The organism is Bacillus sp. AR2-1 (genome assembly GCF_008368755.1).
Taxonomy (GTDB): Bacteria; Bacillota; Bacilli; order Bacillales; family Bacillaceae_G; genus Bacillus_A; species Bacillus_A wiedmannii.
The window spans coordinates 24,450-44,754 of sequence record NZ_QORY01000014.1 but is presented as its reverse complement, the minus strand read 5'-3'; the positions used below and the strand labels follow the sequence as shown (position 1 = coordinate 44,754).

16 protein-coding genes, 5 pseudogenes and 1 other annotated feature are annotated in these 20,305 nt (G+C 33.8%); of the genes and pseudogenes, 6 read left to right on the top strand and 15 right to left on the bottom strand.

Features of this window, described 5'->3' with window-relative positions:
- Positions 1-51 precede the first annotated feature (51 nt).
- Entirely contained in the window at positions 52-2,634 is a 2,583-nt protein-coding gene (locus tag DT250_RS16225) for an alpha-L-rhamnosidase (protein ID WP_149213343.1), read from the bottom strand.
- Between the two features lie 184 nt (positions 2,635-2,818).
- Here DT250_RS16225 and DT250_RS16220 point away from each other — a divergent pair.
- Both DT250_RS16220 and DT250_RS16215 read left to right on the top strand, forming a co-directional pair.
- Positions 2,819-4,276, top strand: a pseudogene (locus DT250_RS16220) (serine hydrolase).
- A 124-nt stretch (positions 4,277-4,400) separates the two neighbouring features.
- Positions 4,401-4,988 (top strand): annotated as a pseudogene (locus DT250_RS16215) (S41 family peptidase); the annotation flags it as partial.
- Here DT250_RS16215 and DT250_RS16210 read toward each other — a convergent pair.
- The 6 genes and pseudogenes from DT250_RS16210 to DT250_RS16185 form a co-directional block, all read right to left on the bottom strand.
- Positions 4,952-5,566: pseudogene (locus DT250_RS16210) on the bottom strand (aminoglycoside phosphotransferase family protein); the annotation flags it as partial. The pseudogenes DT250_RS16215 and DT250_RS16210 overlap by 37 nt on opposite strands.
- 5 nt (positions 5,567-5,571) lie before the next feature.
- Positions 5,572-5,706, bottom strand: a pseudogene (locus tag DT250_RS32690) (VOC family protein); the annotation flags it as partial.
- 1 nt (position 5,707) lies between these two features.
- Positions 5,708-6,343, bottom strand: a complete 636-nt coding sequence (locus tag DT250_RS16200) for an HAD family hydrolase (protein ID WP_046955676.1) — start codon at positions 6,341-6,343, stop codon at positions 5,708-5,710.
- A gap of 106 nt (positions 6,344-6,449) precedes the next feature.
- Entirely contained in the window at positions 6,450-7,037 is a 588-nt protein-coding gene (locus DT250_RS16195; protein WP_001134418.1) for a YpjP family protein, read from the bottom strand.
- 283 nt (positions 7,038-7,320) lie between these two features.
- Positions 7,321-8,520: pseudogene (locus tag DT250_RS16190) on the bottom strand (ABC transporter permease).
- A complete protein-coding gene (locus tag DT250_RS16185) occupies positions 8,513-9,223 on the bottom strand; it encodes an ABC transporter ATP-binding protein (RefSeq protein WP_149213341.1) in 711 nt (236 codons plus the stop codon). Before DT250_RS16185 ends, DT250_RS16190 begins: the two are co-directional and overlap by 8 nt.
- 153 nt (positions 9,224-9,376) lie before the next feature.
- Here DT250_RS16185 and DT250_RS16180 point away from each other — a divergent pair, with 153 nt between their 5' ends.
- Together DT250_RS16180 and DT250_RS16175 are read left to right on the top strand one after the other, a co-directional pair.
- Complete coding sequence (locus DT250_RS16180) at positions 9,377-9,808, top strand: GNAT family N-acetyltransferase (RefSeq protein ID WP_088080767.1); 432 nt, start codon at positions 9,377-9,379, stop codon at positions 9,806-9,808.
- Between the two features lie 29 nt (positions 9,809-9,837).
- Positions 9,838-10,365, top strand: a complete 528-nt coding sequence (locus DT250_RS16175; RefSeq protein WP_097857118.1) for an HAD-IIIA family hydrolase — start codon at positions 9,838-9,840, stop codon at positions 10,363-10,365.
- Between the two features lie 54 nt (positions 10,366-10,419).
- Here DT250_RS16175 and DT250_RS16170 read toward each other — a convergent pair whose 3' ends face one another.
- The 6 genes from DT250_RS16170 to DT250_RS16145 form a co-directional block, all read right to left on the bottom strand.
- Entirely contained in the window at positions 10,420-10,860 is a 441-nt protein-coding gene (locus DT250_RS16170) for a GNAT family N-acetyltransferase (RefSeq protein ID WP_097857117.1), read from the bottom strand.
- Positions 10,857-11,330, bottom strand: a complete 474-nt coding sequence (locus DT250_RS16165; protein WP_097857116.1) for an SAM-dependent methyltransferase — start codon at positions 11,328-11,330, stop codon at positions 10,857-10,859. The genes DT250_RS16170 and DT250_RS16165 overlap by 4 nt, the downstream gene beginning before the upstream one ends.
- 86 nt (positions 11,331-11,416) lie before the next feature.
- Positions 11,417-12,115, bottom strand: a complete 699-nt coding sequence (locus tag DT250_RS16160) for an aspartate/glutamate racemase family protein (RefSeq protein ID WP_097857115.1) — start codon at positions 12,113-12,115, stop codon at positions 11,417-11,419.
- Positions 12,116-12,262: 147 nt separating this feature from the next.
- Entirely contained in the window at positions 12,263-13,465 is a 1,203-nt protein-coding gene (gene eutG / locus DT250_RS16155) for an alcohol dehydrogenase EutG (protein WP_149213367.1), read from the bottom strand.
- A gap of 52 nt (positions 13,466-13,517) precedes the next feature.
- On the bottom strand, positions 13,518-14,957 hold the full coding sequence (locus DT250_RS16150) for a GntP family permease (protein ID WP_097857114.1): 1,440 nt from the start codon (positions 14,955-14,957) through the stop codon (positions 13,518-13,520).
- Positions 14,958-15,314: 357 nt separating this feature from the next.
- Positions 15,315-15,980, bottom strand: coding sequence for an HAD family hydrolase (locus tag DT250_RS16145; protein ID WP_149213340.1), 666 nt, complete (start codon positions 15,978-15,980; stop codon positions 15,315-15,317).
- Between the two features lie 193 nt (positions 15,981-16,173).
- On the opposite strand from DT250_RS16145, the gene DT250_RS16140 reads away from it, so the two are divergent.
- Entirely contained in the window at positions 16,174-16,971 is a 798-nt protein-coding gene (locus DT250_RS16140; RefSeq protein WP_060488614.1) for a lipid II flippase Amj family protein, read from the top strand.
- Positions 16,972-17,001: 30 nt separating this feature from the next.
- Positions 17,002-17,577, top strand: coding sequence for a nucleotidyltransferase family protein (locus DT250_RS16135; RefSeq protein ID WP_149213339.1), 576 nt, complete (start codon positions 17,002-17,004; stop codon positions 17,575-17,577).
- Between the two features lie 36 nt (positions 17,578-17,613).
- Here DT250_RS16135 and DT250_RS16130 read toward each other — a convergent pair whose 3' ends face one another.
- Positions 17,614-18,528: an alpha/beta fold hydrolase gene (locus tag DT250_RS16130; protein WP_149213338.1), complete on the bottom strand. Its 915-nt coding sequence runs from the start codon at positions 18,526-18,528 to the stop codon at positions 17,614-17,616.
- A gap of 36 nt (positions 18,529-18,564) precedes the next feature.
- Positions 18,565-19,905: a sodium-dependent transporter gene (locus DT250_RS16125; RefSeq protein ID WP_088092678.1), complete on the bottom strand. Its 1,341-nt coding sequence runs from the start codon at positions 19,903-19,905 to the stop codon at positions 18,565-18,567.
- 116 nt (positions 19,906-20,021) lie between these two features.
- Positions 20,022-20,270, bottom strand: a binding site (T-box leader).
- Positions 20,271-20,305 lie beyond the last annotated feature (35 nt).

Genomic DNA, 20,305 nt, shown 5'->3' with positions numbered 1-20,305 from the left:
GTGAATTAAATAATCCTAATGAATAAAAAATATTTCTATATAAACAGAATTCTACTTCAATATATTTTTACAAAATGTAAATTTATAATCGCCTGATCCTAAATCCCTTCCAACGTCATGTTCTGTTTTCCAATTTGTTTCGTCTATCCGTAATGTAGCGCTTGTATTAGTTGGTACAGAAATATGTAAAAAGGCTTGTTCCTTTTCTACCCGCCACTCAATCTTAATTTCTCCATAAGCTGTCTCACGTTTTACTTTAACCCATTCTATATTCGAATCAAAATGTGGTTGTACATAAAAATGTTTATATGCAGGTTTTATTTCATCCACTTCTAATCCAACAATATATCGGTATATCCATTCAACGATAGAACCATATGCATAATGATTGTAAGAATTCATACTATCATTCCAAAGTGTTCCATCCTCTTTCACGCCATCCCAATGTTCCCAAATCGTTGTGGCCCCTTTTTTCACTTGGTATAACCATGATGGATAATCTTCATGAAATAGCAGCTTACAAGCAAGATCATGACGTTTAAACTTGCTTAATATTAAATTCAAATACGGTGTTCCTATAAAACCTGTTGTTAAATGATTTTTATTTTCTTTTAACAGCTCAATTAAGCGATTAAATACTTTCTCCTTCACATCATCTTTCACTAGTTCAAAAAGAAGTACTAATATGTGGGCTGTTTGTGTATTTGAAATTAACCTACCATTTGGTGTAACGAATTCATTTTGAAATGCTTGAACAATATTCCCATGTAACTCTGCATATAACTTAGCATCTGTATTTTTACCTAAAATCTCAGCGATTCTTCGTAAAAGCGATGTAGAATACGCATAATAAGCTGTCGCAATAAAATGCTTGTCTGTTCCGCCTTCATATACATCTGGTTTCGTATCTAATGCGAGCCAATCCCCTAAATGATAGCCTGTATCCCATAAATACTCGTTCTCACCTTGTGAACGTATGTAATCTATATACTTCTTCATACTGTCATATCGTTCTTTTAAAATCGATACATCTCCGTAATGTAAATAATGAACCCATGGGCATATAATTGCTGCATCGCCCCAACCACCAGAAGTATGTAAATCAAAATCCGCTCTTTTCCCAAAAGCATCTGGAATAACTAAAGGCACAGCTCCATTAACATTTTGATCTAATGATAAATCTTGGAGCCACTTCTTAAAGAACAATTGTACATTCATAAATTGCGTAGCTGTCCCAATGAACATTTGTGCATCTCCGGTCCATCCAAGTCGATCATCTCGCTGCGGACAATCTGTTGGCACATCAAAAAAGTTCCCTCTTTGAGACCATTCCACATTATGATGAAGTTGATTGATTAATGGATTAGACGTTTTAAATTCAGTCGCTTTTTCCATATCCGTATGTAATACAACCCCTTCAAAATCTGCTATTTGAGGCGGCTGGGTTAATCCACTTATTTTCACATACCTAAAGCCTTGATATGTAAAATGAGGTTCAAACCTTTCCTCTTCTTCTCCTTTTGCTATATACACTATTTTTTGTTTTGCCTTTCGGAGATTTCCGGTGTAAAAACTACCGTCTTTATTCAATATTTCAGCATGATGCAATTCTATCTTTTGGCCAATATAAACATGACGGACTGTAAATTGAACCCAACCTACCATATTTTGCCCCATATCAATGAGCCATTCGTGATTCGGTAGTTTTGAAATAGAAATCGGTTTAATAATTTTCATTTTACGAATTGCTTCGTTTTCTTGCGCAACAATTATTTGTTTGGAATGCTCAATTACTTCAACATCTTCTAGCTCTTGATCACTTTCTTCTAGTCTAGCGTCATAAACCTCTCCTTCATAAATTTCCGAATACAAAATTGGGCTTGGCGTTACCTTCCATGTTTCATCCGTTACAATTTTTTCTTTCGTTCCATCTTCATACGTTATATGTAATTGAGCAATTATTGCTCGTCTTTTCCCGTAATAATTACGCACATGATGCATGGTAAGTGGTCCCTTATACCATCCATTACCTAGCAGAACCGAAATAGTATTGTGCTCACCCTTTAATAAATGCGTTATATCATACGTTTGATACAGTACTCTCTTATCATAACTTGTCCATCCGGGGGTAAAATAACAATCTCCAATACGCTCACCATTTATAGAAGCCTCGTATAATCCTAAACTTGTGATATATAAACGTGCTTTTTTAACTAGTTTTTTAATAGAAAAACTTTTATGAAAAGACATAACTTGCGTGCGCTCTTTTTTCGCAGCAATCCAGTTCCCGCTCCAGTTATCTTGCCCTAGTAATCCAGTCTCCCAAAATGCTACTTCTGACCAAGATGATTCTTCTCCGTAATTATCCCATACCTTTACTCGGTAAAAATAACGCGTTTCTGCTCTGTATGAAAATGAATTGATTGGTATATGTAAGCTTTGACCTGTTTCTACTTTTCGGGAATCAAACATTATAATTTCAAAATCTCTATCTTTCGCAACCTGCAATTGATAAGCAAGTTGTTTTACATTTCGGTTACTCGACTCAAGTTGCCAACTCAATGTAACAACTTTTGAATCTATACCAATTGGATTTTTTTTATTATCGCAAAGCATTCTCTTTATTGTTAGCACACTTCTTCACCATCTTTTCTAAAACTTAATTTAAATTAATTATAATAAAAATAAAATTCTAAATAAATAATAATTTCATTCATTCTTACAAAATTATTAACTTTCCATATTTATAAAGGTTTTCATTTTCTATTACCGAAAGTATAGTGCGGTAGAACAAAATTTATATTTGGAGGTTTGAAGTATGTCTAAAATTGAAACGCCTGTTATGACTTCTTTACAAACAACGGTTGAAAAAATGATGAAGGATTTAAACGTGCCTGGAGCTGCTATAGCTGTTATAAAAGATGGTGAAGTCATTATTTCAGAAGGATTTGGCTATCGTAATATAGAGACAAAAGAGGCTGTTACACCGAATACTCGGTTCGCAATCGGTTCCTCAACGAAAGCTTTTGGTACACTTTCATTAAGCTTGTTAGCACAACAAAATAAGTTTAATTGGGATACTCCTGTCCAGACTTATATACCCAACTTCTCTTTATCTGAACTACTTGCTAGCTCACAAGTTACCGGACGAGATTTAGCTTCTCATTGAACTGGTGTAAGCCGTCATGAGGCTCTTTGGTATAGCTCTTCCTTATCTCGAAAAGATCTCGTTGAAAAAATAAAATATTTACCACTTGATGCTCCGTTTCGTACAGCATTTCTTTATAACAACTTAATGTATGCGACAATTAGTTATATTGTAGAAAACATTACGAATCAAACATGGGAACAATATGTTGCAGAACATATTTTAGAGCCTTTAAATATGGATCAAACAAACTTCTCTGTTACAGACTCACAAAATACAGATGATTATGCATTACCTTACGTTGAAAATGACGGTAAACTAAAAGAAGTTCCATTCCATAACATCGATACAGTCGGCGCTGCTGGGTGTATTAATTCTACAATTGAAGATATGGCAAATTGGGTCCTTCTTCACTTAAACGAAGGGAAATTTGGAGATCATGAATTAATCTCCTCTGAATTATTACAACAAATGTATACACCACATAATTCCATTCCAGATCAACCAGTTTTATCACTTCCGGAATCTCCATTAAATAGTTACGGTCTTGGTTGGTTTATTAGCGCTTACCGTGGTAATAAGGTAATTCATCATGGCGGTAATATTGATGGGTTTTCAGCACTTGTTTCATTCATACCAACAGAAAACATAGGCCTTGTTATTTTAACGAATGCTGGAGGCACATTACTACCTACTTATCTCGCTAATCAAATTTATGACGAACTACTTGAATTAGAATCCATTGATTGGCATAAACGTGCTGTAGAAGATACTGAAAAAATGAAGGAAATGATGAAAGAAGCAACTGAATCCATTCCTGAACAAATTAAAGGGACTACACCTTCTCACAAGTTAGAGGATTATACCGGTACTTTCGAGCATCCTGCATATGGAACATTACAAGTATACAAACGAGATGATTCGTTATATGTACAATTTATGGAGATGGATATTCAATTAGCTCATCATCATTACGACATCTTCTCTGCAAAAGTTGATTTATTCCAAATGAAAATGAGTTTATTATTCGCTTATGAAATGAATGTAAGTGGTGAATTCCCATCCCTTCAGTTACATGTACCAGCTATGTTAAGTACGCAGCCGCTTGTATTTAAGAAAATCAAATAAATATTTTAATAGAGGGAAGATAACACTTCCCTCTATTCCCCTTTTCTCTATGCAAAAAAAGGATAATACGTAAAGGATACAGAATTCTATTATTCAACTAATTAAATTATCAGGAGGAAAAGCTGTGTACACAGAAATTTTCAAAGAAATTGTTTCGATTACTCATCACGATTATTCAGGTTGTATAGATAAGAAAGGATGGGACGATCCTACTACATATTTACAGACAGTCGAGAAACTAGAGAAACAAGGAGAACTAACACCAGTACAATTTACTGAAATTGTACGTGATTACTTACTAGATTTTAAAGATAATCATATGTTTTTTAAAGTGCACTCTAACAATCAACCTCTTAACAGTATTGGCTTCCAGGTGAAAAGATACGAAGACCGCCTATATATTACATCCACTTCACATGAAGTAAGAGTGAAAAAAGGACAGTCAATCTTAGCATTAGATAATATGAAAATTCCTGAGCTATTAATAAAATATAAGAAATATTTAAATGAGAATACATATGAACGCGAAAAATGGGATTATGTTTTATTACAATCATCAACTTGTACACTTATAAATGAAGATGGCGTAATCGAAACCATTACTTTACAAAAGTATAAACAAAATGAATACACGCCTATTTATTCATTTAAACAGCATAATAAAGACACACTCTTAATTACTTTGACTGATTTCACATCACGTACAATTATATTTTCTAAATGAAAATCATCGTGTTGAAACCGATTTGGGCGGTTCTTTAAATATATTTCATTTTCATCTATAAACTTTATGATTTTATCATCATTTTTTATTTTTATTCCACATGTTTTATATGCCTCTACATATTTTCGATGTTTTTCCATTGCTCTTTCATACCATGGAAGGATATCCTTAGGAGCTTCATATGTATGCATTTTTGCTAAATCTTTTCCTGCTTCTATACCAATATCATATTGTTCTTTTGGTGTATATGTAGGCAATAGCTTCTTCGCATCTTCCCCTTCTAAATATGAAAAAATGCCATAGCATAAACCTTCTTCTGCCAACAAACCCATTTCAATTGGTTTTTGTGCTTGCACACTACGGTTTTGCATTTCATTTAAAATTTGAAACTCTATTTTCTTTCTTTCATACTCTTTTATATCGCCTGTCCGTAATAAATATTTTTCGTTATTCGCACTCGTAATTATATATTTCTTATCCGGTGAGAAACCTTTGGAGATTTCTTCAATATTAACTGCATCGTTTACTATTTGTATATTGTTTTGCCACGCTGTAATTGTTTTCATTTTTATTCCCCTTGCATTTCTACATTTGATGTATACGCTACTTCTACAATAAACCCATTCGGATCGTAAAAAGAAATGGATTCCTCCAAATTTGCTACCCAAAATTCAATATGATGAATACCTGCTCCAAGTATATTCATATTAAGAATACGCCCCTTGTACTACTTGTACAATTTCCATCGGTGTATTGACCATATAATCTGGTGCATCTTTTTTCACTGTTTCAATAACATCATACCCCCAAGATACCCAAATTACGTTCACCCCAGCCTTTTTACATGCTGCTACATCTCGCTGTTCGTCACCGACGTATAACATATCTTTCTCTGTTATTTTTTTCGATTTTAAAAATCTTTTTATCATTTTATCTTTACCGAACAAATTTTTAGAACAATATACCTCTTGTATATTTTCTATATCATTATTGTGTAAAAATGCCCGAATATGCTCTTCTGAGTTAGAAGATATAACGGCAATTCCGTATCCTTTTTTATGCAGTTCATCTAATACATCCTTCATCCCATGAAACAAAATAAGATCTTTTATAGCGGGTTGATACAATTTATAAAACTCCAGCGCTAATATCGGTAGTTTATACAATGGTACATCAAGTTGTTTACATCTCTCTGGCATCGTTAATTTACGCAAATACTCAATTTCTTCTTCCCTTACCGTTTTATATCCGTGCTTTTCAGCAATTTGATTATAAATTGGTACAAATATATTTTGTGAATCTACTAATGTGCCATCAAAGTCAAAAACAATATATTTTTGCATTCCCATACTCCCTTACTTCTTTTTTCCTAAACCTATTTTATTCAACAATATAGTTGCCTTACCCTTCTATAAGCATAAAAAAGAACAAGATTTTCTCTTGTTCTTTTTAAGAAAGCCACTTTGGCGGTATATTCGTATTCCAATAAATATTCCCTAATTCATGGTGTCCTGAGTACCCATCATCAAAACGGTGATAGTGGAAATTAAAATAATAACCATCTTGCGGTGGATGATCTCTTCTTACATGAAATCGCAATAAGTCATTTCCTGATTTCGTGTCATACACATGAAAAATCTTTTCATTATTTCCGCCAGCTGGTCTTTGAGAAATCGCTAATGATTGCAATGACTCCTCTGGCACATCACTTGCAAGCTCAGCAATTGCCTCTTCAATTTTCGGTAATATTACATCTTTAAACTCATCTTCAATTACTGGACCAATTTTAGTGCCAAACTTTTGCATCGACTGCTTCTCTGCCTCTTGCATTGCGTACGTAATAAAAGTATCAGTGGTTAACCTGTCATTCGTTTCTTCATATGTATAGGACGTACTCTCCAAATTTTGTTGCCCAGCTGTGCTCGTAGGCTTGTCCGCAGCTTTGGCATTATCAAGCAATATGGAAGGAGGCGTCACTAAACCAAATGTAAATACGGTAATTAATGCGACTAAGGTTTTTCTAAACCAATTTGGCATGTATGTTCCCTCCCCTTTCACTCATTATGTTTTATATAACGGTTGTTCCTTCTATTATACAAAATGATTGTAATTTTTGCACTTTACAATTTTGTTAACGTTCACATATTTTTCACTTGAATATGAAATTGTAAGATTTCATACAATATAAATACAACAACAATGAGGAGGCAATCAGATGACTTTAGATGTCATGTATTCCGCCGCAAGCATACTCGTTTTAGTATATTTTCTTTATCAATGTGTAACAGATTAAAAAAAGAGCCGTTTTTCGGCTCTTTTTCTATGGTAAAAATACAATCCAACCAATCCATATTATAAAAATAACCCCGGCAATTACAGCTGGTAATAAATAAAAATGAGAAAGGATAACTATTCCATACAAAAGGAGTACTGGAAGTAATAAATAGCGATCTGCCTTCCATCTTAACAATAGTAATTTTCCTTCATCACAATATAAATGAAGAAACATTTTTTTCGTAAATTCATTCCAATAATCGCGCGCAAAACGAGAAATTGCAACTAAAGTAAATGCAAGAATAATAGCTGCAATCCACCTCGGACTCATGATAATACTTACAGTACTTAAACATCCAATTTGAATATAAAATATTCGTGCACTACTTGTACGGAAAAATTCTTTTAAAAAGGATTCAACAATACGAGAATCCTTTTTCTTCCCTAAAAACTTTTTAGAACGTGGAAACATCCACGGCTTTTTATTCGAACTACTCGGTTTAGCCGCATGACCACCAACTTACATAATCCCACTTGTCCAGCGCATACTTTCTTCTTTCTCTTTCTCAACTTCTTTAAAAAAGCAATTTTTATAATTTAGTTTTTCTTTTATCAATACGATGATTAATAAAACTGCTAGACCGATACATAGTATAGAATAAAAGGAATTTTTATAAATAAGAAACAGACTCAATCCAAAAAAGGATAGACTTATAGAAAACATCACATTTTTTACAATCCATAGTAACCATCGTTTCCCCACACGTATATGAATAAATCTCGTTAACAACGACAACATAAATCGAAATGCAGTAAAGAATAGCCAAAATAATACGATTTGTACCTTCGTCACTCCAATACTTTTCATCAACACTGGTAACATAGCAACTACTACCACTACATTCGTTATCGCTATTCGAATTAACGTATATGTCATGCCATACTGGATTAACTTTTGCATGTGAGCGGGATAAGAAATTAAAAATAAACTATCCGCTTGTTCAAAAAATGAACGTACTCCCCTTGCATATGTCATCACATAAAATGCGAGTAAACCTAATCCGAAATAAACTGTCTCTCCCGTCGATAGTTCTTCTATCCATAGTGCACGATAATAAATCCCTATAAATATAAGTGCTGGAATAATAATATATAGCGCAACCGTCCAATCAGTTATAGAACGTATGGACTTCCATTTACGATGGAGTTCATGACGCAATCTTTTATAAAATTGTTGTTTAATCATGCTGTTCACGCCTTACGATTACATCAAAACAGTCTAATAATGAACTTCCTGGCATTTCCGCTAACGTTTGGATAGATTCTAAATGTCCATCTGCGACTAATGTACCTTGTGAAATGAGTAAAAATCTCTCACAAATTCTTTCAGCTGTATCTAATACGTGCGTACAAAGTAAAATTCCTGCGCCACGTTCTTTCTCTTTATATAAATAACTTAAAAACTCTTTCGTAGCTACTGGATCTAAACCGATAAAAGGTTCATCAATGATATAAAAATCTGGTTCAGTTAAAAACGCCAAAATGAGCATCGATTTTTGTTTCATTCCTTTTGAAAACTTTGATAAATACTCATGTTTATGTTTATCCATTCGAAACATATGTAATAACTCGTCCGCTTTCCTTTTCCAGCTTCCTACCTCATTCTCACGAGCAGCCATTAATAGTTCAATATGTTCCCATAGCGTTAAATAATCATAATATGTCGGATGCTCCGGCACATATGCATAAGGGTTCTTTTTTTCACCGAATGATATTTCACCATTCATATTTACAAGTAAACCGAGCATCGTTTTAATCGTCGTACTTTTCCCAGCACCATTCGCACCAATAAGTGCAACTAATTCACCTTTTTCAATCGAAAAGGCAATATCATGAATTGTCTTTTCCGCTAAATCATATCCTGCAGAGCGAATATTTACTGCTAACATACATTCCCCTTCTTTCCATTTCCAATACAAACAAGGAAAAGAATAACATACAACTATCTATATATCATTATAAAATATTTATTTTTATAGCAGGAAAAAATTTTTTTTAACAGAATAATAAATGTTTGATTACATTTTATTGGAGTTGATTATATGTCTTTTCAAATTCGCGAAGCTACGATAGACGATATAGATGCACTTTGTTCTTTAACAACAGAATTAAAAGGTTCCTCTATTTCCTATGAAGATATGAACAACCGATTACGATTCGTAAAAATGAGTCCTTTTGATTTTTTATATGTTTATGAAGAAGAAGACACTATATATGGATTACTTGGGTTTCGTATACGTGAAAATTTAGAAGATATAACTCGTTATGGAGAAATTTCAATTATTAGCGTTGATTCTACAATACGACGAAAAGGCATTGGACAAGTATTAATGGATTATGCAGAGCAATTAGCAAAGACACATAATTGTATCGGTACATGGCTAGTCAGTGGAACAAAAAGAGTAGAAGCACATCCTTTTTACAAAAAATTAGGATATGAAGTAAATGGATATCGATTTGTAAAACATTTTTAAACTACTTATACATGGAAAGGACTAAAACTATGACAAACATCGAAGCTATTTTTATTGATCGTGACGGTACAATTGGTGGTGACACTACAATACATTATCCAGGTTCTTTTACATTATTTCCTTTTACAAAAGCAGCTCTGCAAAAACTAAAATCTCGTAATATAAAAATTTTCTCTTTCACAAATCAACCAGGTATCGCGGATGGGATAGCAACTGTAGCGGATTTTGCACAAGAATTAAAAGGGTTCGGCTTTGATGATATTTACGTATGTCCTCATAAACACGGTGATGGTTGTGAATGCCGAAAACCAAGTACAGGTATGCTGCTGCAAGCAGCAGAAAAACATGGGCTTGATTTAACAAAATGCGCTGTAATTGGTGATCGCTGGACTGATATCGTTGCAGGAGCAACTGTAGATGCGACGACGATATTAGTTCGAACAGGCGCTGGACATGATGCTTTACATACGTACCGAGACAAATGGGCACATATTGAGCCAAACTACATTGCAGAAAACTTTGAAGATGCTACAAATTGGGTTTTAAATCAACTATAATCATATAAAAAGAGACGTTTTCACAATGAAAACGTCTCTTTTTATATGATTTTTTTAAAACGTTAATTCATAATGGAAATAACGATTATCTCTCAAATATCCATTTTCAGCATATAATCGCTGTGCTGATAAATTATCGATCTCTGTTTGTAATTTTACACCTTTTGCACCATTTTCTAAGGCAAATTCTTTAGCAGCTTCTAATAATTTTTTACCTGTTCCTGCTCCGCGCTTAGTGGCTTGTATAAATAAATCATTTAAAATCCATAATTCTTTCATCGAAATGGAAGAAAATGATGGATATAATTGCGTGAACCCAATATATTCACCGTCTTCAACTGCTACGAAAATAACGGATTCTTTTCTCTCGATTCGATTTCGCAAAAATACTTTTGCTCCTTCTATATCGGAATCTTGTCTATAAAACATACGATAGTTATTAAAAACTGATGCTAGTCCATCTAAATCTGCAATTGTTGCCTCATATATTCTCATTTTACTCCATTCCCCTTCCAATACTGTCTCATTATATCCGTTGCCCATTTAGGCTGTACAATTTCTTCTTTCGGCATAAACTCTTTCATTATCGGCTTTATATCCAATATAGGTGTGCCATCAATAGCATCTAACCCCTCAACAATAATTGATTTACCTTCTCTTTTGATCACCTTTACAATTGTTGCTCCTATGCGATTCGGGCGATTTTTCCCGCGCTGTGCAAAAATGCCTACTTTAGGATAATCTTGATTATTTCTAGGATGTCTAGCAAAATATTGAATTTGTTCATCAGCTACTTTATGAAAGTAAAAAACAACTTCAATGTGAGAAAAATCTTCAATCCCTTGTATACTTTCCTCTGTATATATTTCAGTTAAAGTAATATAAGATCTTACTTCTCCCCACTCATCATCTTTTATTTCCTTTCTTTCATTATGTACAAATGCGATTGGCTGAACTGAAAACATACGCATCCCCCTACAATGTAACCACTTACATTATAAAATATTTTCTGAATTTTTTCCACAAACACGCACTAGGTTACATAATATAATTATAATCTATTTTGTAAAGCGAAATTAACTGCTTCAACTGCATGTATATAAGTTGTGTCGAATATCGGAATTGATACGTCTTCCTGTTTTATTAATAATCCTATTTCTGTACAACCTAATATGATTCCTTGTGCCCCTTCTTGTACTAGCTCTTCTATAACTCTTTTATAATACTCTCTAGATTGGGATGTTATCATTCCTAAACATAATTCTGTATATATTACTTCGTTTACCTTATCTCTAGCTTTTTCTGATGGAACCATTACTTTTATATGATTTTCTTCTATGCGTAATTTATAAAAGTCTTGCTCCATTGTATATTTAGTTCCAAGTAAACCAACCTTTTGAATATCTTTCCTTTTAATTTCTTTTGCAGTTGCATCAGCGATATGTAAGACTGGAATATGAATATTCTCCTTTATTTTCTCAACTACTTTATGCATTGTATTGGTGCAAATAATTATAAAATCTGCTCCTCCACTCTGTAACGAATATGCTGCATTTCCTAATATTTCTCCTGCTCCATCCCAATCCCCGTTAGACTGAAAGCGTTCAATCTCTTCAAAGTCCACACTATTAATCATACATTTTGCTGAATGTAACCCTCCTAATCTCACTTTTATTTCTTCATTTATAATCCGATAATATTCAGAAGTTGATTCCCAACTCATGCCACCAATTAAACCTATTGTTTTCATTACACACAACCCACCTTATACTGGTTTTTAAAACTAATCATAACATTTTATTATGTATATTATACATAATAAAATAAGACTTTACGTTTGTAATATAAAGTCTTATTTTAACTATTTCCAAGGAAATTTTATAATAATATTCTGAAATTAATTATCTAATGTTTTTATAGAATCTTCATATTGATAATGAAAACTCTCTCGATACAACTGTTTAATTTCATCATACGATGGCACACGTGGATTATTTGCTGGACTTCCACTTGTAATTGCATCTGATGCCATTTTAGAAATAGCTTTTTCAAATTCAACTTCACCAATTCCGTATTCTTTTAAATTTGGAATACGAAGATCAAAACAAAGTTTTTTTATTTCCCTCAGCGTGTAGTCGGCTACTTCTTCATCACAATAGGAATACAAATCTTTATTTAAACAACGTCCGATTTCAGCTAGTTTTTTTACTGCACTAACTTTTGTATAATCTAAAACTGTAGGTAATAGTATTGCATTCGATATACCATGTGGTACATGAAATAACGCCCCTACTGGCCTGGACATTCCATGAACTAGCGTAACAGATGCATTTGAAAATGCGATTCCAGCTTGTAAGGACGCAATCATCATCGCTTCTCTTGCCTCCATATTCTCTCCATCTTCATATGCAATACGTAAATATTTCATAATACTTTCAATTGCGGAAAGTGCAAGTACATCGGTAAGTGATTGTGAAACTTTAGAAATATATGCTTCGACTGCATGACATAATGCATCTATCCCTGTTGCTGCTGTAATATGAGGTGGTACCGAACACGTTAAAACCGGGTCAATAATCGCTACTTGCGGGATAAAACTCGGATGTTTCATCATCATTTTTACATCTGTTCGTTTATTCGTAATTACTGCTACACTTGTTACTTCCGATCCAGTACCAGAAGTTGTTGGGATTGCAATTAGTGGTAGCGGATCATTGTCTATTTCTATATCCTTTTGGACATAATCTTCCACTTCTCCACCATTTGTATATAACACCGCAACTGCTTTCGCTGCATCAATACAACTTCCACCGCCAATACCAATAATAAAATCACACTTTCCTTCTTTACAAATAGTTAACGCTTCTAACACGTGTATATTTGTAGGCTCAGCATTTACTTTATTATATGTAATAACAGTAATACCTTTCGTATTTAATTGTTGTATACACCTCTCAACATATCCTAAATTCTCCATAATTGTATCCGTAACTATAAACGCTCTTTTCCCAAAATTCTTAGATTGTTCCCCCAGCTTTTCAAGCGAATTTCTTCCATATAATACAGACTTCGGCATACGAAACTCAGCAACTTCTTGCAAGTACTCCACCCCTTCTTCCCCTAATTAATGTTTTAGTTTATAAAATATCGACTTAATAAATTCCTGTTACAGTGTAGAATGCAATAACTAAAAACACAGCAACCGTTTTCAAAACTGTAATGGCAAAAATATCTTTATATGACTGTTTATGTGTTAAACCCGTGACTGTAAGAATAGTAATAATAGCCCCGTTATGTGGTAATGTATCCATTCCCCCTGATGCCATTGACACGATACGATGCATTACTTCTAATGGAATATCAAATTGATTGGCCGCTGCAATAAACTTATCTCCCATCGCACTTAAAACAATTCCCATTCCTCCTGATGCAGAACCTGTAATTCCAGCTAAAATATTCGTCGTTACTGCTCCGTTCACAAGAGGATTTGTGAATGTGGCAGAAATGCCATCTCTCATAATCGCGAAGCCTGGAAGTGCTGCGATGACACCACCGAATCCAAACTCAGCTCCTGTATTCATCGTTGCAAGTAGCGCTCCACCAATACTTGTATTCAATCCAGCTTGAAATCCTGTTACTACTCGTTTCCAATACAGTAATAACGTTGTTACAATACCTATTATAAGTGCCAATTCTACTGACCAAATTCCAACTACTGCACTTAATTCTACTTTTCCAAATGCTTTCATACCAATTGCAGAAAAATCAAAACCATTCGGATACCACTTCGGTATCATAATAGTAAAAACTTTATTCATTACACCTACTAAAATAAGTGGTATAAAAGCAATCACTTGTTGTACTCTTGTAATTTCAATGCTTTTCAGTAATGGCATATCTTTTTGTTCTACTTGCAAAGAAGCTGCCATTTCAGTATCTCCATCGTTAAAACCAAAATACCCTTCTCCTACTGCCTTCGCCTTCTTACGTCTACTCTCTAAATATAGTAAGCCTAACGTCAGTACAAAAATTGCCCCTACAATACCAAGTATCGGCGCAGCATAAATGTCCGTTTTAAAAAATGTTGTAGGTATTACGTTTTGAATTTGTGGTGATCCAGGTAGCGCATCCATTGTAAACGTAACTGCTCCAAGTACAATCGTTCCAGGGATTAAACGCTTCGGAATATTCGCTTGTCGAAACAGCTTAGCTGCGAACGGATAAACAGCAAACACTACTACATACACACTAACACCGCTATACGTTAAGATAGCACCCATTAATACAATCGCTAATATCGTACGTTTTTCACCAACTAACTCTATAATTGTCTTTGCAATCGAATCTGCAATTCCTGACATTTCTACTACTTTCCCAAATATTGCCCCAAGTAAAAATACAGGGAAATATAGTTTAATAAAACCTACCATTTTCTCCATAAAGATATTCGAAAAGAAAGGTAATACAAAACTAGGCTCTGTCAAAAATACCGCAAATAATGCAAATATCGGCGCAAATAAAATAACAGAAAACCCTCTATATGCTACAAACATTAGTAAACTAAGTGCTAATAATATAATAACTAGCTCCAATTATACCCCCTCCATTAAACAGAAAATTCAAACTTTTATAGATACACTTCTACTAATCTTTCGATTCTGACATCCCTCCTCTTATTCATACAAATTTTTCATGCTAAAAATGTCTAATTATAAGTATTCGATTACATATGAAAAATCCCTTTAAACATAAAGTGAAACTTTAATCAGTGGGGGTTTTGTTCATCCCCCACTGATTATTAGTTGAACCAATCGGACGTTTACGGACAGTTGATCCCCACCTAACTTCTTTGCTCCAACTGAATTTTGAGGTGGGAGTTTTACTGTCCGTTAACGCGGGATAAACGATTTCATCGTCATACGTTATAAAGGGATTGTTAGTCTCTATATTTACTTCTTTACCAAACTATTTTCTACACAAAAATGATGAAGTTCTTTTACATCATTTACTATATGAGTCGCACCAACTTCAGTCAATTCTGTTTTACTACCATAACCGTATAAAACGCCAATTGAAGCAATTCCATTATGATTCGCACCGATTATATCGTGCTTTCTATCTCCAATCATAACAATGTCTTCTTTACTAAATTCTTCATTTGTTTGTAAAAGATGAGAAATAATTTCTTCTTTTTTTATTCTCGTACCATCTAAATTACTTCCAATGATACTTTCGAAATAATTCGTTAGTTGAAAATGATCTAGTACTTGTTTTGCAAATACAGTAGGTTTTGAAGTTGCTATAAATAAACGATTTCCGGTATCTTTTAATTGTTTTAAAAGATTTGGAATACCCTCGTAAACATTATTTTCTAACAATCCACGCTGCTTTACATACTCTCTGAAATAAAAAACAGCTCGTTCAACTTCTCCTTCATTCATATTGTATCTCTCTACGAATGATTGCTGGATGGATGGACCAATAAATGAATCTAACTCGCTTACATGTAGTTCTTCAATTCCAAGCTTCTTTAATGCATACAATACTGAATTTACAATTCCTTCTTTCGGATCCGTCAATGTTCCATCTAAATCAAATAGAAATGTTGTATACAAATTTAATCCCCCGCTCCTATTTACTTTACATATTATATAGAAGGCTTTTTCGTGCCTACCTTTTACTATACTACCATTATTTATCTTTTCTAAAAATTTTTTCTTCTATGTCACATACTTTCAGTTACAAAAAAACGATACATATGATAAAGTAAAAAAGTTACAATTATTTTAATAGAAACTGGTGAATCTAATGTCAATAACGTTAATTGTTATAATGGTTTTCACAATTGTTATTCACGCGGTTGAAACAAGCTCTTATAGTATTCGATTAGCTGGTGTACGTTTAAAGAAAATCGCTGTTGCATTATCCGTTGTAGGAATTGTATTACTCATTTCAAGAACGTCAAACTTACTACAAGCCTTTTTACTCAGTGGAATTGTTGACGAAGCTAAACGAGATGCTTCTATTGATTTAGAGCATATAATACGTCTTGTATTATTATCGGCTTCTATTGGTACTTTACTTGCGATTATACTGTATCCAACTTTGACCAAACTATTTGGATATGTCATTCAAAACTTTGAAACAGACGGTTCTTTCATTCGAATGATGAAAACAAATAACATTCAAAAATTAAAATACACAAAAAAATATGTACGCTTTCCAAAATTAGAAATGATTCATAGACTGCGTATCGGCGGTATTCCAAAACGTATTATGCTTATTAATATGTTTGCTACTGCTATTTATACAGCTGGTGTTCTTTCAGCCCTATATGCTTCTTTTTTACTTCCAGCTTACGCGACAAAAGCTACTACAGCTTCTGGACTTATTAATGGTTTTGCTACTATTTTATTAACAGTACTGCTCGATCCACGTATCGCTCTTTTAACAGAGCGAGCCCTTCAATCAGAAGAAGGTGCAGAAGCAATGAGTAAAATGTATGGTTGGCTAATGATTTCTAGACTTTTTGGTACGCTATTAGCACAACTATTATTCATACCAGGTGCTTACTGGATCACTTGGATTATTAAATTGATGAATTAGTCCTCAATTAAAAAGTAGGTGGGATAGCAAATGACTATACAAACAGAGCAAGATATAATTCGCTTAATTGAAAACGACGAATGGATGATGAACGTATTACAAATGGCAAAATCACTAGAGCTACCTGATTGGTGGATTTGTGCCGGGTTTGTTCGCTCTAAAATTTGGGATACTTTACATGACTACGAAATACGAACGGCCACACCAGATATTGATGTCATTTATTTCGATCAATTACATACAGATGATGTATATGAGCAATCACTAGAGAAAGCACTGGTAAATATGGATGCTTCTATACCTTGGTCAGTAAAAAATCAAGCTCGTATGCATGTAGTGAATAATATGCCACCGTACTCTTCTTCCGTTGATGCTATTTCTAGGTTTCCTGAAACAGCGACCGCTTTAGGAGTTACGCTTGACGAACTAAACAACGTCATATTAACAGCCCCATGTGGTATTGAAGATGTTCTTTCCTTACAAGTGAGACCAACAGCTCATTTTCTTGAAACAAAAGAACGTATACATATGTACAAAAACAGAGTTATTAAAAAGAATTGGCAAAGTAAATGGCCAAACATAACAATCACATATCCAGAAATTTAGAAAGGGTGCTTCTCATTTATAGAAGCACCCTTTTCTTCATTTCAAAAAATGCATGACTGTTTCTGCAAATCTATCTGCTTCTTCATAATGCGGTGTATGACCACTCTCTTCGAATACAATACAATCCCCATTTTGAGCATCTTTATTAAACGTTTCAATTTGTTTTTCACACGTTACTACATCATGTTTTCCTACAATTAATAACATTGGATTTTGTACATCTTTTATTTTTCGTAATAATGAAGTATGAACTGTTCCTTCTAATTTTAATCTATCAAAATGAATCTTAGAGCGTTTTGAAAATACTTCCCACTCATCATCACTATATAAACTCTCATCTGTCTCATCTTCCTTATAATTGTAAATCTCCATTCTTTTTTCTTTTAATTCATCGCTTAATCTTATATAGGCTTCTAGCAACTCTTCTGAAGTAGCATTGCTAGATGAATAAGTAAGGGACTCTTCTGCTACTTCTTCTTTTCCATACTTTTTTAATAAATGCCCTGTCTTTTGTAACAAAGCTTTACTTGTTAATGCAAAATCGAAAGTTGGCGCTTCAAATATGATTTTCTCTATTGAACTTGGATATATCGACGCATATAACAATGCTACATATCCACCGAAAGAATGTCCAATGACAGACCATTTCTCAATTTGTAATACTTTTTTTAGTTCCTCACAGTCTTCAATCAAATCATGTAATCCAAAAGCTTCGTCCTCAGTAATTTCTTCTGAGCGACAAACACCTCTTTGATCTATCATTATTACATATAAAGAATCTTTTAAACGTTCCGCTTGATGAAATGAAAAATCATAGCAACTTTCTCCTGGTCCACCATGCAAGTATAGGACTGGTTTATTTTTAAGATTTCCATACGTTTCAACGTATAGCTTTTTCCCTCTAATGTTCATGTATTTCCCTGTTCCCATCAAATTCGCCTTTATAATCATCACCTTCTTTTTTACTGAATATTATAACATCCTAGATTAAATAATCCCTATTACATTTAAAAAGACGATGATTATTGCAAGTGGCGCTACAAATCGAAGTAAAAACGCCCAACAAGTAAATACTTTCTTTCCATAATTTCCACCTACAAAAAACTCTGCTTCTAGCACCTTCTTTTCCATTTTGAATGAAACGAAAATACTAATAAATAGTGCTCCAAGTGGCATTAATATATTACTAGATAAGAAGTCTACTGCATCAAAAATATTCTTTCCGAAAATCGTAATATCACTCCATATTCCAAATGATAACGCGGATGGTATACCTACTAAGAAAATGCCGAAACCGATTATCCATGATAATTTCGTTCTCTTTTCTTGTTCACCATTTGCTAATGCTGAAACAACTGTCTCTAGTAGAGAAAATGCCGATGTTAATGTTGCAAATGTAAATAGTGCAAGAAATACTGTTAAGAACAACCCACCGAATGGAATTTGACTAAATACAGATGGTAATACGATAAATAGTAATCCAGGCCCTTCTGTCGGCTCCATTCCTAATGAAAATACGGCCGGAAAGATAGCAAGACCTGCAAATAATGAAACAAATAAATTCAATCCAACAATTGTAACTGCTGATTTTGGTAAACTTTCTTTTTTATTTAAATACGAGCTATAGGTAACCATAATCGAAATCCCGATACTAATCGCAAAAAATGATTGTCCCATCGCGAATAAAATACTTTCTGAAGTAATCTTTGAGAAGTCTGGTTGTAAGAAAAACTTCACACCTTGTATTGCATTATCAAGTGTTAATGAACGAATAATAAGAGCAACAAATAAAACGAACAATGCTGGCAACATATATTTACTTGCTTTTTCAATTCCATTTTGTACACCCTTTGATACAACCCAAATCGTAATGAACATAAAAGTGAAATGTCCCATAATCGCCCAAGCGGGATTTCCAATTGTTTCAGTAAATAATGCTCCATAATTTTGTCCCGGAGTAATAAGTTGTCCCGTTACTCCTCTGAATAAATAAATTAACACCCATCCACCTACAACACTATAAAACGAAAGTAGTATAAAACATGTTCCAACGCCAAGGCGTCCAATCCAGTGCCATCCTGTATTAGGTGCGATACTTTTAAATGCTCCAACTGCTTGTTTCTGCGTACTGCGTCCAATCATAAATTCAGCTATAAGTAGTGGTAGTCCAATTAATACAGTAAATAATATAAAGATTAAAAAGAATGCTCCTCCCCCACTCTTCCCAGCGATATAAGGAAACTTCCATATTGCGCCAAGTCCAATTGCTGATCCTGCTGCAGCCATTATAAAACCTAATTTCGAAGTCCATTGCTCCGTCTGTTTCATCTTATTTTCCTCCTAATTAAATTACTTTATATAAATAATTAAATTTTATAAACCAATCCGAATAAACCCTCCATTTCTATTTCCATAAAATAAAAAAATGGCTCAACGTCTCTATATAAAGAGACGCTAAGCCATTTACTTAACGCGGTACCACCCTTATTGATTCCATTATGAATCCACCTTAGTAGTAATCGTTTGATTACAAACCTAATATCGAAGGTTAACCGTTAAGATTTACTAAGAATGTGATTCCGTTCCACCTTACTGCTCCTAGGCGAGTTCAGGATGTTATTTGACTATGTCACACCAACCCATAGCTCTCTGTACAAATATACGACCTTACTACTCCTATTCAACACATTTTAATATTTAGAATATATTTTCTTTTGAAATTAATATG

What these genes read in the sequence shown, in the direction of transcription:
- DT250_RS16185 (WP_149213341.1), bottom strand. Translation starts at nt 9,223, where the DNA reads ATGTTAGCAGTAAATATTCGCTCTGCAGGATATGATTTAGCGGAAAAG.
- DT250_RS16140 (WP_060488614.1), top strand. Translation starts at nt 16,174, where the DNA reads ATGTCAATAACGTTAATTGTTATAATGGTTTTCACAATTGTTATTCAC.
- DT250_RS16170 (WP_097857117.1), bottom strand. Translation starts at nt 10,860, where the DNA reads ATGAGAATATATGAGGCAACAATTGCAGATTTAGATGGACTAGCATCA.
- DT250_RS16135 (WP_149213339.1), top strand. Translation starts at nt 17,002, where the DNA reads ATGACTATACAAACAGAGCAAGATATAATTCGCTTAATTGAAAACGAC.
- DT250_RS16175 (WP_097857118.1), top strand. Translation starts at nt 9,838, where the DNA reads ATGACAAACATCGAAGCTATTTTTATTGATCGTGACGGTACAATTGGT.
- DT250_RS16200 (WP_046955676.1), bottom strand. Translation starts at nt 6,343, where the DNA reads ATGCAAAAATATATTGTTTTTGACTTTGATGGCACATTAGTAGATTCA.
- DT250_RS16195 (WP_001134418.1), bottom strand. Translation starts at nt 7,037, where the DNA reads ATGCCAAATTGGTTTAGAAAAACCTTAGTCGCATTAATTACCGTATTT.
- DT250_RS16165 (WP_097857116.1), bottom strand. Translation starts at nt 11,330, where the DNA reads ATGTTTTCAGTTCAGCCAATCGCATTTGTACATAATGAAAGAAAGGAA.
- DT250_RS16180 (WP_088080767.1), top strand. Translation starts at nt 9,377, where the DNA reads ATGTCTTTTCAAATTCGCGAAGCTACGATAGACGATATAGATGCACTT.
- DT250_RS16125 (WP_088092678.1), bottom strand. Translation starts at nt 19,905, where the DNA reads ATGAAACAGACGGAGCAATGGACTTCGAAATTAGGTTTTATAATGGCT.
- DT250_RS16160 (WP_097857115.1), bottom strand. Translation starts at nt 12,115, where the DNA reads ATGAAAACAATAGGTTTAATTGGTGGCATGAGTTGGGAATCAACTTCT.
- DT250_RS16130 (WP_149213338.1), bottom strand. Translation starts at nt 18,528, where the DNA reads ATGATTATAAAGGCGAATTTGATGGGAACAGGGAAATACATGAACATT.